The sequence below is a fragment of the Chitinophaga jiangningensis genome, from assembly GCF_900142605.1.
GTDB classification, from domain to species: Bacteria; Bacteroidota; Bacteroidia; order Chitinophagales; family Chitinophagaceae; genus Chitinophaga; species Chitinophaga jiangningensis.
This window is the reverse complement of record NZ_FRBL01000007.1, coordinates 576,212-593,781: the sequence shown is the minus strand read 5'-3', so window position 1 is coordinate 593,781 and position 17,570 is coordinate 576,212. Positions and strand designations below refer to the sequence as shown.

Below are 17,570 nucleotides of genomic sequence, written 5' to 3'. Positions count from 1 at the left end.
AGAAGACTATTTATCAACACAAAACCTTAATAAAAGCCTTTTTTTTTCTAAAAATAGAAAGAGGCTATCTCAAATTACTTTTGAGACAGCCTCTTTTAACTATAATGCGATGTGAAAAAACGATGGGGTGTTATGCCTTAGCGTATTTAACCCAGGCATACAGGAACATAAGTCCAAAAACTACAATTGCCGCTGGTGCCAGAAAGCCACCGATGCTATCTCCAACTTTGTAAAAGTTGGTGGTGTGTACTACATCTAAGAAAGTCATCATGATATAATGAGTTTATTATTTCCGGATGCAAATTAGAACTTTAGGGGCAAATTCCCAATCAAGAATTCAGTTACCACTGCATCAATTGCTGTATATCCGCATCCAGTCTGGCTTTGGCCAGGAAATTTTTTTCCAGTTCCGTGGCAAAGGGCACTGGTGTATCCAGGCTGGCGCACCTGATCACAGGGGCATCCAGCAAATGAAAGCAGTGCTGGCCTATCCAGGCGCTGATTTCGGCGCCCAAGCCGCCGGTGAGTGTGTCTTCATGCAGCACCAGTACCCTGCCCGTAGCGGCTACTGCTTGCTGAATGGCGGTATAGTCCAGCGGCAGCAATGTCCGGAGGTCCAGCAGGCAGATGCTGAGGTGTTGGTGGCTGGCAGTATACTCCATAGCCCAGTGTACCCCGCTGCCATAGGTGATGATGGTAATGTCATCGCCGGATTGCACCAGGCGGGCTTTTCCTATTTCAGTAGTATAATATTCGTCCGGCACCAGGCCTGAAATGCTCCGGTATAAAGCCTTATGCTCAAAAAACAATACCGGGTTAGGGTCTGCAATGGCAGCGCAAAGCAGCCCTTTGGCATCTTCCGGGTTGGACGGGTATACCACCTTCAGGCCGGGAACATGGGTAAACCACGCTTCATTGCTTTGTGAATGAAAGGGGCCTGCGCCCACGCCGGCACCTGTAGGCATCCGGATCACCACATCCGCGTTTTGCCCCCAGCGGTAGTGGATTTTGGCCAGGTTATTCACAATCTGGTTGAAACCGCAGGAAACAAAATCTGCAAACTGCATTTCCACCATACTCTTAAATCCCTGGATAGATAAGCCCAGTGCCGCACCAATTATGGCACTCTCACAGAGCGGGGTGTTCCGGACCCTTTCGGGACCAAATTGCTCCAGGAAGCCTTCCGTAATCTTAAAAGCACCGCCATACCCTGCGATATCCTGGCCCATCAGGATCAACAGCGGGAATTCTTCCATCGATTGACGCAAGCCTTCGGCAATCGCGTCAATAAAGCGTTTTTCTGTACTGGTGCCAATCGGGTAATGCGGAGCAGGAGCGGGTGCGTAAATATCGCTGAGTTCCTGCGCGGTGCTAACGGGAGCAGGGTGCGGTTGTAAGCCAGCGGCCACGGCCTCTTCTATTTGCGCTTTCAGCGCGTGTTTAATATCGTGTATGCGTTCATCGGAAAGTATACCTTCTTCCAGTAAATAAGCTTCGTATTGCGCAATGGGGTCTTTGGCGGCCCATGCTTCCAATAATTCCGGTGGCACGTATTTAGTACCGCTGGCCTCTTCATGGCCGCGCATGCGGAACGTCAGGGCTTCGATCAGCACCGGTTTGTTATGGCTTGCTGCATACATGCGTGCGGAGCGAACCGTTTGATATACTTCCAGCAAATTATTACCATCTACCTGAACTCCTTCAATCCCGTACCCTGCGGCCTTTTCCACCAGGGAGGCACAACGGTATTGTTCCGACACCGGTGTGCTGAGCGCATAGCCATTATTTTCTATCAGGAAGATGACAGGGAGGTCCCAGACAGCGGCTATGTTGAGTGCTTCATGGAAATCGCCTTCGCTGGTGCCTCCTTCGCCGGTAAATACGAGCGTAGCGCGATTATCTTTCCGGAGTTTGTGTGCCAGTGCAATACCGTCGGCAATGCCAAGCTGAGGGCCGAGGTGGGATATCATGCCGCAGATCTGGTGTGCACGGTCCCCAAAATGGAAGGAGCGTTCCCGCCCTTTGGAATAGCCGGGTACCTGCCCCTGCCATTGCAGCAACAGCTTTTCCAGTGGCATGTTACGGGTGGTAAATACACCCAGGTTGCGATGCAGCGGGAGTATCCACTCGTCCGTATGCATGGCCAGCGTGGCGCCTACGGCAATGGCCTCCTGGCCGATACCGGAAAACCATTTACTAATTTTTCCCTGGCGAAGCAGTAACAGCATTTTTTCCTCTACCAGTCGCGGAAATACGAGCGAATGATAGAAAGACAATTGTTGTTCCCTGCTCAGGTTGGAACTGTCGAAATGCATGCACGGTAAATTTTGCAGATTAGTTGCTGCCGCCGGCCAGGCCGATCAGCACACTGTTGACGATGGTCATCACAATGCTGAAGAGTAACGCCCACCAAAAGCCGTCTACCTTAAAACCAGGTACCAGTTTGGCTGCCAGCAAAATAATAACCGCATTGATCACAAAGAGAAATAAACCTAACGTAACTATGGTAACGGGGAAAGTAAGCAGAACGAGCAGGGGCTTAACGAGTGCATTGAGGATAGCCAGTACCAGTGCCAGGATGAGCGCAGTCACAAAGCTGTCTACCTTTACGGCCGGTTTCAGCAGATAGGCGGTAAACATGGCGGCAATGGCACTAACAAGGATGCGTAATAGGAAACCCATAGAAAATAATTTAAATAACGGCGTTAGTAAATAAAACCGGTGAAGCACCGGATAAATGGAATTTACTGCATTTATCCGGTACTCCGTTATTTAAATTACAGAAAATTGTCGGCATCACGGTAGGCCTTGATGAGTGCCAGCTCACCTTCTGCGCCTTTTCCGAAGTTCCCATGTTCCATCCCCAACACACCTTTATAACCCTTTTTATGTAAGTGTTTGAAAATGTTGCGGTAGTTGATTTCGCCGGTGCCTGGCTCTTTACGGCCGGGGTTATCACCAATCTGAATGTAGGCGATCTCGTCCCAGCAAAGGTCCATTACAGGAATCAGGTTACCGGTATTTCTTTGCATGTGGTAGATGTCGTACAGGATTTTGCAGGAAGGACTATTCACCGCTTTACATACTTCGTAGCTCTGTTCTGCCGTGCGGAGGAACAGTTCCGGCGTATCACTCAGCGGCTCCAGCACCATCACAATCCCATGCGGCTCCAGGATTTCAGCACCGCGGCGCAGTGCATCCACTACGTTAGCGGTTTGGATGCCCATTGGCAGGGAACGGTCAAAAAAGCCGGGAACAACGGTCGCCCATTTGGCGTTCACACGCTTAGCCGTTTCTACACTCTTTTTGCAGGTGGCAATAAACGCATCTTTAAACTCCTGCTTACCAGTGGTGAGAGATGTTTTCCAGTTGTTGCCGGTATCTACCACAAACACGCCCATGGTCATATTTTTCTGGGCGAGCAGACTACCGATTTTTTCCTGCATGGCTACATCACGGCCCAGCAGCCCATTGTCTTCAATGGAGCGGAAACCCTGATCATACATGTATTTGATCTGATCGAGGAAGTCGGCGCCGCCGTTGTTTTTAAACATGCCATCGTGCGGGGCATAGTCCAGGTTAAATGGTTTACCTGCAGTACTTGTTGAAGTGGAGGCTGCCTGTGCGGCGGTGGTTACACCTCCCAATGCCAGGGCGGAAAGGCCGGCTAAAGCACCCTGTTGCAGGAAATTTCGTCTTTTCATAACGATGAATTAAAAGTAAAAAGGACACCCTTAAATTTAAAAGGTTTTGAATATAAATGCTAGCAAAAAGAAAAATAATCAAAAAAAGACCTCTTTTTTTGCGTTCATCACAAAAAGTTTGCAACAATCAATTCATTTTCTATCTTGACCACGTACACACCCAATCTACTCAGATGAATCAATTTTATGTGACCTTGTTAGTAGGCGGAATGCTTTGTCAGCCAGCATTTGCCCAGAAAGACAGTGAATACACCGCCTACGACCAAAAGATACCTGGTACTGAAGTGCATTTTAAAATGGTGCCCATCAAGGGAGGCACGTTCACGTTAGGAAGTCCTCAAAATGAAAAAGGCAGGAAAGCTGATGAAGGGCCTGCTAAAACTGTAAAAATCGATGACTTCTACATGGGTGCCACAGAAGTTACCTTTGATGAATACAACGAGTTTGCCGACCAGGATAAACCACAACCGGATATCCCTGACGGTATGACCCGCCCCAGCCCGCCCTACATCGACCTTACGCTGGGTATGGGAAAAGCCGGCGGCTTTCCCGCCAACAGTATGAGTCAGTACGGCGCTCTGATGTATTGCCGCTGGCTGTACTATAAAACTGGTGTATTCTACCGCCTGCCCACCGCAGCAGAATGGGAATATGCCTGCCGCGCCGGTGCAAAAACCACTTATCCGTTTGGCAACGACGCCGCTCAACTGAAAAACTACGCTTGGTATAAAGATAATAGTGAAGGTAAATACCACCAGGTAGCGCAACTGAAACCTAACGCCTGGGGCCTGTACGATATGTTGGGTAACGTGCAGGAATGGACCATGGACCAGTACGATGAGCAGGGGGTAGCACAGGCTGCCACCACCAATCCCTGGACGGTGCCTACCAAGAAATCACCACGACTGCTCAAAGGCGGCACCTACGAAGATGATGCCGTAGCCCTGAGAGCCGCAGCGCGACTAAAATCGGACCCGATGTGGAACGACCGCGATCCGCAGAACCCTAAAAGCCGCTGGTGGAACGCCGACGCACCTTTCGTTGGTTTTCGTGTAGTCCGCCCCGTTAAACAGCCTACTAAAGCAGAAGCAGAAAAATTTTTTGAAGAACAGATCGATAAATACGTTGGATCCCGCTAGTATTCACACCTAAAAAAATCCTTTTATGGACACTGAAAAATCACAAGAATTCCACGTTCAGGGTCGCCGCGATTTCGTAAAACAATCGTCCATGATCGCCGGCAGCCTGCTTGCAATGCCTATTCTGTCTAAAGCCGCCTCATTTGAAGGGTCCGGCAATGCCGGTGTGATCAAAATAGCCCTGATAGGCTGTGGTGGTCGCGGTACCGGAGCAGCCACCCAGGCGCTCAAAACCAAGGAAAATGTGCAGCTGGTGGCGATGGCGGATGCATTCCCCGACAGGCTGAAAGACAGCTACGACAACATTAAGGAAGCACTGGGCGATAAAGCCGACAGGGTAGCCGTTCCTGAAAAAAACAAGTTCATCGGCTTCGATGCATATAAAGAAGCCATCGCCCTGGCAGATGTGGTGATCCTCGCCACCCCTCCGGGTTTCAGACCTATCCACTTCGAAGAAGCGGTAAAACAGGGCAAACACATCTTCATGGAAAAACCTGTAGCTACCGACCCGGCAGGCGTAAAACGCGTACTGGAAGCAGCTGCAGTAGCCAACACCAAAAAACTGAACGTGGTAGTAGGGCTGCAACGCCGCTACCAGAACTCATATCGGGAACTGTATAAACGCTTCCAGGATGGTATCATCGGCGACATCACGTCTATCCAGGTATGGTGGAACCAGGGCGACCTCTGGGTAAAGCCACGTAAGCCTGAATATACAGAAATGGAATACCAGATGCGTAACTGGTACTACTTCAACTGGCTCTGTGGCGATCATATCGTAGAGCAGCATATCCACAATATCGACGTAGGTAACTGGTTTAAAAACGATACGCCTGCTACCGCTTCCGGTATGGGTGGCCGCGCAGTACGTACCGGCAAAGAATACGGTGAGATCTATGATCACCACTATGTGGAATACCGCTATGCGGACGGTGTGGTAATGAACAGCCAGTGCCGCCACTGGAAAGCCGCTGCCAGCAAGGTAGATGAAGAGATTGTAGGTACAAAGGGCCGCATCTACTGCGATCGCGCGCAGATCGTGGATGCCAAGGGAAAAGTGATCTACCAGTTTGAGAAAAAAGGAAACGAAAATAATCCATACCAAACCGAACACGATGAGCTGTTTGCAGCCATCGCAAAAGGGGAGTACAAGTATTCCGATGCACTGCGTGGTGCACAGGCTACCATGTCGGCCATCCTGGGCCGTATGGCTACTTATTCTGGTCAGGTGATCCATTGGGATAAAGCCCTGGATTCAGGCCTGGATCTGCATCCTAAGACATATGCATTTGACGCGGCACCTCCGATTGTTCCGGGGGCTGACGGCTTATATCCATATGCAAAACCTGGTATTACGAAATACGTTGGTTAATTATAATGATGACGGTGGAGCCGGGGTTTGGAAAAGGACACACAAATTCCCGGCCTCTTCCTTTACATTAATTTGTAATTTCCCGCCATGAGGAATTACATCATTGCATGCGGAGTAGTATTATTAGCCACCACGGCTAATGCACAGCAGGCGGCCATCGCCAGGTGGGCAGCCACAGAAGTGCTACAGTCGCCACCACTCAAAGATGCACATACCGGGATCTCCATTTACGAGCCGGCAACAAGCAAATACTGGTACCAGTACCAGGACGAAAAATATTTCTCTCCTGCCTCCAACACAAAAATATTTTCCCTTTTTACAGGACTGAAGCTATTAGGCGACTCCCTGCCGGCGGCACGCTACCTGGAAAACGATACCGCGATTTTCATCAAAGGCACCGGTGATCCAACTTTCCTGCATCCCGATTTTCCCTATCAGCCACTGCTGGCCTTATTACAGCAAACAAAGAAGCAGATATGGCTGGTAAGCACCGGCAACGCTAATCGCCGCTTTGGACCCGGATGGGCCTGGAGCGATTACCCGGATTATTATCAGCCCGAGCTGAGTGAAATGCCAATGTATGGCAACGTAGTCCGCATCAGGCACCAAAAGGATAGCTCATGGATGACCCCCGACCTCTACAACCTCACCCTGCTGCCAGACGATACCAGCTCGGAAGTACTAACGGACAGGGATGAACGAAACAATAACTTCTCTATAAGATATAACCGGAAAGACCGTAGCACTTCCACCTACGAAGTGCCCTATATCACCGGCTCCATACTAGACCTGAAGGAGCGGCTGGAAGATACCCTGCACCGCAGCATAGGCGTGGCGCTTACCGCTCCCGCCGGGAAATTTACCCTGCTGCGCAGCGTGCCGGTGGATTCCATGTTTACGCCCATGATGCACCGCAGTGATAACTTTTTTGCAGAACAAACACTGATGATGAGCAGTGCCTTGCTATGGGACAGCATTAACACGAAGCGCATTATCAGATATGTAATAGATACCTATCTTACTTCTTTGCCGCAGGAGGCACAGTGGGTGGACGGTTCCGGGTTATCACGGTATAATCTCCTCACCCCGCGCGACTTTGTAACCGTGCTGACGGATATGTACAAAAGCTACCCTAAGCAGCGGCTTTGGGAAATATTCCCGACAGGAGGGAAGGGCACCCTGAAGAATTATTACAAAGAGCAGTTTGTGCATGCGAAAACGGGAACGCTCACGGGAAGTGTATGCCTCAGTGGTTACCTGGTAACAAAGAACAATAAAACGCTTGTTTTCAGTGTGTTGGTAAATAATAACCGGGAGAGTGCCACGAGTGTGAGAAGGGCAGTGGAGAAGCTGCTGACGAAGATTTATAAAGACTACTAACTAAATACAGGGTTGCTGAAACGGCAACCCTGTTATTTTATATTAAAATTGACAAGCCGGGTGGTATCCTGCGCCTGGTCTGATTCTATCAGCCCAATGCCGCGGGCATAGTAGTTTACCGCCACAGTACCTACCGGTAATGTAGCACTGGCCGTGGAGGCGCTGGCATCCAGCTGCACCCCGATTACATCCGTATAGTCATGGCCGTTCACCACTTTACTGATGCCTTTTTGCACAATGGTATACTGAAGGAGTGCCTTGGTGCTGATGCCCCCGTAGCTGACCGTAACCGTATCAGACCAGGTACTGCCGGCAGGCAGGAAGTCCTTCAGATAGGTCAGGCGCAGGTCCGACGCAGTATAGCCGTCGAAACTCAGGATGGACGCTATTTGTGTGTAAACGCCTTCGGTACAATTGGAGCACATAAATGCTGAACTATCGCCCAGCTTCCGGTACACATTGCCATTAATCGTAGTATCCCCATTAACTGTAAGCGTGTACTGCGAACTGTCGCCGGTGCTACTCACATTCAGATATGTAAAGGAGGAACCTTGCGTGTATGGTGCATAATCGCACTTAGAGTTGACCCCGCCATCTTCCGTACTCATTTCCTTGCTACAGGAAAAGAGCATCATTACACAGAGCACGATGGTTCCCAGACTGAGGCCGGTTTTCATGAGAAATAAAGATTAGGATATCTTATTAACGCTTAAGTCCCGGTTTTTATTCACTGTTTCCAATATTTTTTTTAGGGAGATGATCAGGTCATCAGCTGCAGCATGGCTTCAGTATCAATCAGTTTCACGTATAGACACACATTCCGGGCACCGGTACAAAAAGGAAAAGCGAACCCAGACCTGCAATGTAAAGCTGGTAGCCTTTATATAGATCGTTGTTAATTAGAGATTAATGATAATGTATAAAAGATGGCATTTTAATTAGACAAAAGTGTTTAAAGTACGCTTATTTTTAGAAAAAAATTAATATAAATCTTGATAAATTGATCGAAGATGAATTTGCTGTACTCGTAGATAAAGAAAGCCCGTTCATCGACTAAGTTTTATCACCCAAAATTTTAATTTATGGTTCCACGTTATGTGAAGGCAATAGCATTGCTATGCCTTCTCGGGTCGGTTCTGCAACCGCAGAGCACGCGCGCGCTGCCTATTTCCCCCTGGCAGCAGGTTAATCTGACCATCAGAGGAAAAGTTAAGGACATCAACGGCAATCCGTTGCCAGGTGTAACCGTATTGGTAAAAGATACCAAACGCGGCGCCACCACTGATGAAAAAGGTAACTTCTCCATTAATGATGTGAAGAAAGAATCGGTATTGGTATTCCAATTTATCGGTTATGATCCTGTAGAACAGGTGGTGGATGGCAAGCCCCTGTCGATTGTACTAAAGGAAAGTCAGAAAACCCTTGATGAGTACGTGGTGGTTGGTTATGGTACGCAGAAGAAAGTGACCAAAACCGGCGCCGTTTCCATGGTAAAGGGTTCGGAGCTCCAGCAGTCACCAAACGTAAACATTTCCAACTCCCTGGTGGGTCGCATCCCTGGTATTATCGCAGTAAACCAAAGTGGTGAGCCGGGTTACGACGGTTCCCGCATTTTTATCCGCGGCCGTAGCACCCTGGGCAACAGTAACCCGCTGGTGGTAATCGATGGTTTCCCCAGAGATGGCTTTGAGCGTATGAACCCGAATGATATCGAAAGCGTATCTATCCTGAAAGATGCCGCTGCCGCCATCTACGGAAGCCGTGCTGCCAACGGCGTTATCCTGGTAACCACCAAGCGCGGTAAAGGCGGTAAACCCAGCGTGAGCTATGGTTACAACCAGTCGTTTGTAACGCCTACACGCCTGCCCAAAATGGCGGACGCACCTACGTACGCACAGATTGTAAATGAGATCCTGACATACGGTGGTGATGCACCCCGTTACACAGATGAACAAATCAAGAAGTTTGGCGATGGATCAGATCCATGGCTTTATCCGAACACAAACTGGTACGATGCCACGATCAAAAAAGTATCGCTTCAGAATCGTCATGATCTCAGCCTTTCCGGCGGTACGGAAAAAATGAGTTACTATGTTTCGCTCGGTTCCCTGTTCCAGGATGGTATCTATAAAAACAGTGCTACCAATTACAAACAGCAGAACGTAAGAGCCAACCTGGATGCGGTGGTAAATGAATATATCCGTCTCCGCTTTGACCTGGCGGGCAGGCTGGAAGACAGAAACTTCCCTCCACGCAGTGCCGGTTCTATTTTCAGAGCGCTGATGCGCGGCCGCCCTACGGAAAACGCCATCTGGCCTACCGGCGAACCTGGACCAGATATCGAATATGGGGATAACCCGGTGGTAACCGGTACTAACGCTATCGGTTATACGAGCGATAAAAACTATGTGGTAAACGGAACCTTTGTGGCCGTGGTAAATATTCCATGGGTACAGGGTTTGTTTGTAGATGGTAGTTTCGCATATGACCAGAACTTCCAGTTCGGAAAAACTTTCGTGAAACCCTGGACACTGTACACGCTCGACCCTAACAGCACCAACCATGCGTTGATCCCGGGCTCCAGAGGTGTGTCGGCCCCTGAGCTGACTGAAAACTTTAACACCGGCAGAAGTAGTACTGTAAACCTCAAGCTGAACTATACCCGTACTTTCGGAAAGCACTATGTGAGCGCCTTTGCAGCCTTCGAGCAAAATAGCCTCCGGGGTGATAACTTCGGTGCATACAGAAGGTTTTTCGTGAGTGACAAGCTGGACCAGCTATCGGCCGGTGGCGACAAGCAAAAGGATAATAACGGTTCCGCCTTTGAATATGCACGCAGAAACTACTTTGGCCGTATATCCTACAACTATAAGGAAACATACCTGTTCGATTTCAACGGTCGCTACGATGGTACACAAAACTTCCCTGAAGGTCGCCGTATGGGCTTCTTCCCTGGGGCCTCTGCAGGATGGGTCCTGTCCAACGAAAACTTCTGGAAAGAGAACATCCATGCGATGAGCTATTTCAAAATTCGTGGTTCCTGGGGCCAAATGGGTAATGACAACGTACCTCCATTCCAGTACCTTACTACTTACGGCTTTGCAGGCGGTGGTGTGATGTTCGGCTCTGATCTTAATAAATCGATTTACCAGATCCGTACACCCAACCCTTACATTACCTGGGAGGTGGCTAACAACTATAACATAGGCCTTGAAACCAAACTCTTTAAAGATAAATTGTCTATCGAAGGGGAGTATTTCTATTCCAAGCGTTCCAACATCCTCATTCCCAGAAATGCTGCTATACCTGATTTTACCGGTCTGACACTTCCGGATGAAAACATCGGTATCGTAAGCAACAAGGGATTCGAGATGGTATTATCTCACAAAAACGATATCAAAAAATTCCATTACGAAATCATTGGTACCGTCACCCGCGCTAAAAACAAAATCCTGTACTGGGCGGAATCTCCTAATGTACCTGCCTGGCAGCAATATACAGGAGGGCAGATCGAGGCCCCGCTTTATTACAAAGCAGTGGGAATCTACCATACGCAGGATGAAGTGGATAAATCTGTTCACCTGAGTGGTGCGCGGCCTGGTGACGTGATCTTTGCGGATATTAATAATGATAAGAAGATCGACGATCTTGACAGGATTCGTGTAGACAAAACCCAGTATCCTACCATGATTTATGGTTTAACGATGACGGCCAAGTATGCAAACTTTGACTTTACCATGTTATGGCAGGCAGCCACCGGCGCCAGTCAATACATCCGTACGGAGTCAGGATTGATCGGCAACTTCCCGGAAGCAATTGTGAAAGACAGATGGACTGCACAGAACCCGAACGGTTCCTGGCCAAGAGCGTACGACCGTGACCGTGAGTACTGGGTAAACCGTCAGAACACTTTCTGGTATTGGAATACCAACTATGCCCGTCTTAAAACACTCGACTTCGGCTATAACGTTCCAGGCGCATTGTGCAAAAGGATAGGCATCCAAAACTTCCGGGTGTACTTCACCGGCCAGAACCTGCTTACCATCGACAATGTGAAGATATTCGATCCGGAAGCACCTCAGGGTAGCGGTCAATATTACCCACAAACCAAGATCTATAATGTGGGATTAAACGTAACCTTCTAATCTTAACTGTATGAAAAAACTGCAATTATTCAGATATATATGTGGACTGGCGGTGTTGGCAGTAACTTCTTTTTCCTGTAATAAAGATTTCCTTGAAAAGAAGCCACTGACCGAATTTGAGGAAAGTGATGTATGGAAAGACCAGGGGCTGATACAGGCATTTGTAAATGACCTGTACGTGCAGATGCGCCCGGGCTTTAATGAGGTGATGCTGGGTTCAATGAGCGACGAAAGCCGCTTTATCCATGATTATAATACTTCCCGTGTGGTGCAGGGAAACATGACTCCTGATGATATCGGGCGACTGAGTGAATTTGCCACCTGGGGACAGTTTTACAAAACCATCCGGAACTGTAACATGTTCCTGGAAAAAATTAAAGACGTAAAAGGTATCAACCAGAGTGTGATTAACCGCCTCACCGGAGAGGTGTACTTTATGCGTGGCTGGTATTATCACATGCTGGTGAAGTATTTTGGTGGCGTGCCACTGATTACCTACACCTTTAACCTCAATGGTGAAAACAGCGACTTTTCATCTGTGGAGCGTGCTAAGTTTACAGATTGCGTAAACTTTGTTGCGGCGCAGTGTGACAGTGCTGCCAAGTACCTGCCTAACAGTTATGAAGAAATTGATAATAAAGGCAGGGTAACCAAGTATGCGGCTTATGCCCTCAAATCGCGCATGTTGCTGTATGCTGCCAGCAAGTTATACAATGCACCTGGCATACCGGAAATGACTGATCTGACGAAAAACGCGACGGATATGACTGCCGACTTTGCCGCGAGAGCACTGGCTGCTGCCGATAGCGTGATCAACTCCGGGCTTTTTTCTCTCTATAAACCAACTGGAAATGGTACGACTGATTATGGTCGTGTATTCCTTGACAAGGGCAACTCTGAATTGATTTTCGTAAAGCTCTACGATAAATCACTGCTGGGTACCAGTCATGATAAGTACAATGGGCCTAACGGTTATCATAACTGGGGTGGCAATGTACCGATTGAAAACTTTGTAAGTGGTTATCAGATGGCGGATGGCAGTGCGTTTTCCTGGGGCGATGCGAACATGGCCGCGCATCCTTATGCTAACCGTGATCCGCGCTTTTACGCCACCATCCTCTATGATGGCGCCAAATGGAAAACCAGGCCGGCAGATGCCCGTCAAACAGACCCGGTGGGTATTATACAAACAGGCCGGTATGAAAACGCCGCTGGTAAAGACAGCGTGTGGGGGCTCGATACCAGAAACAGTACCATCGAAAACTGGAACGGTACCTTCTCCGGTTATTACATGCGCAAATTCATGGACATCAACCTGGATGCGCAGTTCCTTAATGGCGACCAGAGCTGGATTTGGTTCCGTTATGCGGAAGTATTGCTGAATCGTGCGGAGGCTTCCCTGTTGCTCAAGAACTACGGTGATGCACGTACGTATACCAATATGATTCGTACCAGGGCTGGTATGCCGGCTACAACCCTTGATGGGGAAGCATTGTGGTCAGTTTATAAATATGAGAGACGTTATGAACTCGCATATGAAGAGCATCGTTTCTTTGACCTGCGTCGTTGGATGGATGCAGAAACCGTAATGAGCGATGATGCGAAAGGCATTGACGTAAGAGGTTCTTTTGTGGCGGGGCATCCGTTTAAATACACGGTGTTTACCATGCAGGAAAGGACTTTTAACAAGCAGAATTATTTTGTGCCGATTCCTTCATCAGAGTTAAGGAAAACAGATAAGCTGAAGCAGAATCCACTGTATTAGTGTCATTAGGGTGATGGCCTTCGGCCATCTGCTTATTAAAAAACCCCACCGCAGCTGCGGTGGGGTTTTTTAATAAGAAAATATGATTACACGCCGAGTGACCAGCCGTCGCGGTACGTTCTTTTAACGAACTGGTTAGCCGGGTCAAAGTTGGTGATTCTCATGTTAGGACCATCCCACAGCAGTTTGATGTAACGGCCTGGGTAGTTGAATCCTTTGTTATCAGGTTTGGCTTCGCGCACGTCGTAGCTTCTGATAGCGAGGTTACCCATGAGGATACTTTCAGTGAGCGGGCCTGCAATATCAAACGGAGAGCTAAGTGCTTTTGCCTTGGCGCTGTCGAAGCCGGCAATAGCAGCATTTACCCACTGCACGTAGTGTCCTTCTGGTACACGTGCAATCGTTTGTGCTACTTTCACCTGACGGGAAGTAGGCAGCAGTTTAGGATCTTTACCGTAGGTGCCACACATCATTTTACCTTTGGTACCGATGAAGATGACGCCATTACCACCGTCGCCCATCATTTCGTTAGGGCCCAGTTCTTCAGGGCGTTCCGGCTGAATACCGCCATCCATCCAGTGCATGGTGATTTCCTTACCTTTTTTGGTAGGGAACTTCATGATCACGTGGGAAGAAGGAGGGCAGCTTTCAGGGAAATATCCACGTTTGAATTCGTCCACATATACGCTACCAACGCTGGCTTCCACGGAAGTTGGGTAACCCAGTCCCAGTACGCGGAAAGGAGGTTCGATCAGGTGGCAGCCCATGTCGCCCAGGGCGCCGGTACCGTAATCCCACCATCCGCGCCAGTTAAATGGCACCAAACCTTCCACATAATCCTTTTTAGGAGCTGTACCTAACCACAGGTCCCAGTTCAGTTCTGAAGGAACGGGAGCGGAAGATTTAGGCCACTGAATGCCTTGCGGCCATACCGGGCGGTCGGTCCAAACGTACACCGTGTGTACATCTCCGATAACGCCGGCGTTGTACCATTCCATCAGCTGGCGTACGCCATCACCGGAAGCGCCTTGGTTGCCCATTTGGGTTACTACCTTATAGCGTTTAGCCGCTTCCGTTAGTTTACGGGCTTCGAAAATATCGTGTGTGAGCGGTTTCTGTACATACACATGTTTACCGAGCTGCATAGCGCCCATGGCTGCTACTGCGTGCTGGTGGTCAGGTGTGGATACAGATACTGCATCAAAGTTCTTGTGTTCTTTCTCAAACATTTCCCTGAAGTCAGTATAGAACTTCGCTTTAGGGAATCTTTTCACTGCGTCTGCGGCGCGGCGCGTATCTACGTCGCAGAGGAAATTAATATCAGCAGGACCTTCTGCAAAACCGGTAATATCGCTGAAGCCCTTACCGCCAACACCTACGGCAGCTACGCGGAGTCTGTCGCTGGGAGCAACATATCCTCTACCAAGAACATGACGTGGAACGATCATGAAACCGGCGGCAGCGAGCGCTCCGTTGCGGAGAAATGATCTGCGGGATACATGGCTTCCCTCATTCTTTTTTTCTGGCATAAATGGAATGATTAGTTAAATTATGAATAATAGCAACACTTTCCGGGTTAGTCCCATGTCATAATCTTGGTCCTGTCCTCTATCTTCAGGCATTCCGCGAGGGTTTTCTCGTCATAGGCCAATCCATATTGCTTTAGCACATCATCAGGTACCCCGTTCCATTCGTTAGGAGTATTACCGACGTATCCGAGGTCTTTGATACCTATTTTGCTGGTAAAAAACCCGGTGGCGGTAAGATTACGCATCAGGTTGAAGAAGGCAACACCCTGACTCATTTCGGGTTTTGCTTTTTCAGGATATGCAATATCGTCAACAATTGCTAACCTTTCTTCAGGGGTTGATTCTGTAAACGATTTATTAACACGCTTGGCGGACTGTACATCCAGCCAGCGGAGGCCGCCGCGCATAGGCAGCTGCAGTTCCGGTTTATCTTTTACGATAAAGCCGATGAATTCAGGTACGCCTGCTTCTGTGGCGCTGCCGGAGTGTTCATCAGCCGGAATGATGATATCGGCCAGTACGGCGATGGTTTTCATTTCCGGATCGGTGAAGTATGGTTCGGCGTTCAATTGCTTATCGCGCAGTTTTTCATCGTCTGTACGGCCATACCCCGGGGTGCTGGCCTTGTCGCTATCTTTTGCTGCATCTGTTTTCTTATCATCACATCCGGTGGTAGACAGCAGGGCACTTACAGATAAAGTTCCCAGCGCAAGTGCTTTAAGGGATTTTCTTCTATCCATAGTTTTAGATGTTTTGTTTTTTCAGTTGGTCCACTACATATTCAGATGCGCGGATGGAAAGGGCGAGGATGGTCCAGGTAGGGTTTTTATCTGCCTGGGATACAAACGAGCCACCATCTACAACGAACAGGTTTTTACATTCGTGGGCCTGGTTGAATTTATTTAATACAGATTTTCGCGGGTCATCGCCCATGCGGGTAGTACCTACCTCGTGGATGATGCGGCCAGGATTTTCGAGGCCGTACATGGTGTCAGCGCCTGGTTTGGTACCATTGGCTACGCCGCCCATTTCGTGAATAATCTGTTCAAAGGTATCCTGCATGTGTTTGGCCTGCTTGATCTCATGGTCAGTCCAGGTGTAGTTGAAGCGCAATACGGGAATACCCCATTTATCCACCACGTTTGGATCAATTTCGCAGTAGTTTTCTTCGCGGGCGATACATTCACCGCGACCAGCAAAGCCCACCTGGGCACCGAAGAAGCGGCGGTAGTCGTCTTTCAGGCCTGCACCATAGCCACCAGCGGCTTTTGTAGCACCGTCTTTACCCGGATATTTACCGTTCATGCGTTCCATGCCAAAGCCGAAGCCATAGCCCGGCATATGCATACCACCACCAAATTCTACGTGGTAGCCGCGTGGGAAGTCGAGTTTTTTATTATCGCCCCACCATGGAATGTACAGGTGCATACCACCGGTACCATCTTCATTATAACGCTTACGGTCCATCAGCTGTGGCAGGAAGGCACTGCGGGAGGCGCCGGTGGAGTCGTGCAGATATTTACCTACTACGCCGCTGCCATTGGCAAGTCCGTTCGGGAACTTGGCTGATTTGGAATTGAGCAACAGCCTGGCTGATTCGCAGGCGCTGGCTGCGAGGATGATCACTTTTGCGTTAACGGAATATTCCTGGAGGTCAGTTTTATCCACATAGAGCACGCCGGTAGCTTTGCCGGAGCTGTCTGTCAGCACTTCGCGGGCCATAGCGTTCGTATACAGGTCTACGTGACCACTTTTCATGGCTGGTTTTACCAGTACAGAGGAAGAGGAGAAGTCGCCATACACGGAGCATCCACGGTTACACTGGCTGCAATAGAAGCATGGGCTGCGTTCCTTGTTTACCGGGCGGGTGAGGATGGAGAGTCGCGCAGGAATTACCGGGATTCCCAGGTTGCCTGCGGCTTTTTTAATCATCAGCTCGTGCAGCCTTGGTTTTGGTGGCGGCAGGAAGTAGCCGTCCGGTTCATTCGGCAGGTTTTCCTTTGTGCCGAATACGCCGATCATTTTATCTACGCGGTCGTAATACGGGGCCACCTCTTCATAAGAAATAGGCCAGTCGTCGCCGAGGCCGTCATAGCTTCTATGTTTGAAGTCGCGCGGACCAAATCGGAGTGATATACGTCCCCAGTGGTTGGTACGCCCCCCCAGCATACGGGATCGGAACCAGTCAAATTCGGTCCCGTTCTTTTTCGTATAAGGTTCGCCGTTGATTTCCCATCCGCCATAGGCTGCATCGAAGTCCCCGAAAGGACGTGTGGTGCTGGCTCCTCTGCGTGGTGATTCATACGGCCATTTCAGTTGGGTCATCTGATCCGGGTCCGCAGGATCATATTTTGGACCAGCTTCCAGGAGCGCGATTTTCAGGCCTGCGTCAGAAAGTATCTTGGCTGCCATGCCGCCTCCGGCACCGGAACCAACGATACAAACATCGTAGACCTTTCCTGTTTTTTTAATTTCAAAAGCCATTTGCGTGGAAAATTTAGACTTATTTATGGATCACAGGTTTTAAATCTATAAA

13 protein-coding genes are annotated in these 17,570 nt (G+C 49.1%); 5 read left to right on the top strand and 8 right to left on the bottom strand.

Annotated elements, in window-relative coordinates; all coding sequences use genetic code 11:
* Nucleotides 1-130: 130 nt before the first annotated feature.
* From BUB18_RS29685 to BUB18_RS20705, 4 genes are all read right to left on the bottom strand, one after another.
* Nucleotides 131-271, bottom strand: coding sequence for a hypothetical protein (locus tag BUB18_RS29685; RefSeq protein WP_178372164.1), 141 nt, complete (start codon nucleotides 269-271; stop codon nucleotides 131-133).
* Nucleotides 272-341: 70 nt separating this feature from the next.
* A complete protein-coding gene (locus BUB18_RS20715; protein ID WP_073084695.1) occupies nucleotides 342-2,315 on the bottom strand; it encodes an alpha-ketoacid dehydrogenase subunit alpha/beta in 1,974 nt (657 codons plus the stop codon).
* Nucleotides 2,316-2,334: 19 nt separating this feature from the next.
* The gene (locus BUB18_RS20710) at nucleotides 2,335-2,682 is read right to left on the bottom strand and encodes a phage holin family protein (RefSeq protein WP_073084693.1); all 348 of its coding nucleotides are present in this window, start codon (nucleotides 2,680-2,682) and stop codon (nucleotides 2,335-2,337) included.
* 95 nt (nucleotides 2,683-2,777) lie between these two features.
* Complete coding sequence (locus tag BUB18_RS20705) at nucleotides 2,778-3,704, bottom strand: hydroxypyruvate isomerase family protein (protein ID WP_073084691.1); 927 nt, start codon at nucleotides 3,702-3,704, stop codon at nucleotides 2,778-2,780.
* Nucleotides 3,705-3,877: 173 nt separating this feature from the next.
* Between BUB18_RS20705 and BUB18_RS20700 the strand changes: the two genes are divergently transcribed.
* The 3 genes from BUB18_RS20700 (at nucleotide 3,878) to BUB18_RS20690 (ending at nucleotide 7,595) form a co-directional block, all read left to right on the top strand.
* Nucleotides 3,878-4,843 (top strand): formylglycine-generating enzyme family protein, encoded by a 966-nt coding sequence (locus BUB18_RS20700; protein WP_073084689.1) that lies wholly within the window; start codon nucleotides 3,878-3,880, stop codon nucleotides 4,841-4,843.
* A gap of 25 nt (nucleotides 4,844-4,868) precedes the next feature.
* Nucleotides 4,869-6,215 carry a Gfo/Idh/MocA family protein gene (locus BUB18_RS20695; RefSeq protein ID WP_073084687.1) on the top strand — a complete coding sequence of 449 codons (1,347 nt, stop codon included), beginning with the start codon at nucleotides 4,869-4,871 and terminating at the stop codon, nucleotides 6,213-6,215.
* Between the two features lie 87 nt (nucleotides 6,216-6,302).
* A complete protein-coding gene (locus BUB18_RS20690; RefSeq protein WP_073084685.1) occupies nucleotides 6,303-7,595 on the top strand; it encodes a D-alanyl-D-alanine carboxypeptidase/D-alanyl-D-alanine-endopeptidase in 1,293 nt (430 codons plus the stop codon).
* Nucleotides 7,596-7,627: 32 nt separating this feature from the next.
* Here the strand turns inward: BUB18_RS20690 and BUB18_RS20685 are convergent, their stop codons facing one another.
* Nucleotides 7,628-8,272, bottom strand: a complete 645-nt coding sequence (locus BUB18_RS20685; RefSeq protein WP_073084683.1) for a hypothetical protein — start codon at nucleotides 8,270-8,272, stop codon at nucleotides 7,628-7,630.
* Between the two features lie 405 nt (nucleotides 8,273-8,677).
* Between BUB18_RS20685 and BUB18_RS20680 the strand changes: the two genes are divergently transcribed.
* On the top strand, nucleotides 8,678-11,740 hold the full coding sequence (locus tag BUB18_RS20680) for a SusC/RagA family TonB-linked outer membrane protein (RefSeq protein ID WP_083550376.1): 3,063 nt from the start codon (nucleotides 8,678-8,680) through the stop codon (nucleotides 11,738-11,740).
* Between the two features lie 10 nt (nucleotides 11,741-11,750).
* Complete coding sequence (locus tag BUB18_RS20675; protein ID WP_073084681.1) at nucleotides 11,751-13,505, top strand: RagB/SusD family nutrient uptake outer membrane protein; 1,755 nt, start codon at nucleotides 11,751-11,753, stop codon at nucleotides 13,503-13,505.
* 86 nt (nucleotides 13,506-13,591) lie between these two features.
* On the opposite strand, the gene BUB18_RS20670 is transcribed toward BUB18_RS20675, so the two are convergent.
* From BUB18_RS20670 to BUB18_RS20660, 3 genes are read right to left on the bottom strand one after another with little or no spacing between them, the layout of a single operon-like run.
* Nucleotides 13,592-15,034 carry a Gfo/Idh/MocA family protein gene (locus tag BUB18_RS20670; RefSeq protein WP_073084679.1) on the bottom strand — a complete coding sequence of 481 codons (1,443 nt, stop codon included), beginning with the start codon at nucleotides 15,032-15,034 and terminating at the stop codon, nucleotides 13,592-13,594.
* A gap of 47 nt (nucleotides 15,035-15,081) precedes the next feature.
* A complete protein-coding gene (locus BUB18_RS20665; protein WP_073084677.1) occupies nucleotides 15,082-15,774 on the bottom strand; it encodes a gluconate 2-dehydrogenase subunit 3 family protein in 693 nt (230 codons plus the stop codon).
* 4 nt (nucleotides 15,775-15,778) lie between these two features.
* The gene (locus BUB18_RS20660; protein WP_073084675.1) at nucleotides 15,779-17,518 is read right to left on the bottom strand and encodes a GMC family oxidoreductase; all 1,740 of its coding nucleotides are present in this window, start codon (nucleotides 17,516-17,518) and stop codon (nucleotides 15,779-15,781) included.
* Between the last annotated feature and the right edge of the window lie 52 nt (nucleotides 17,519-17,570).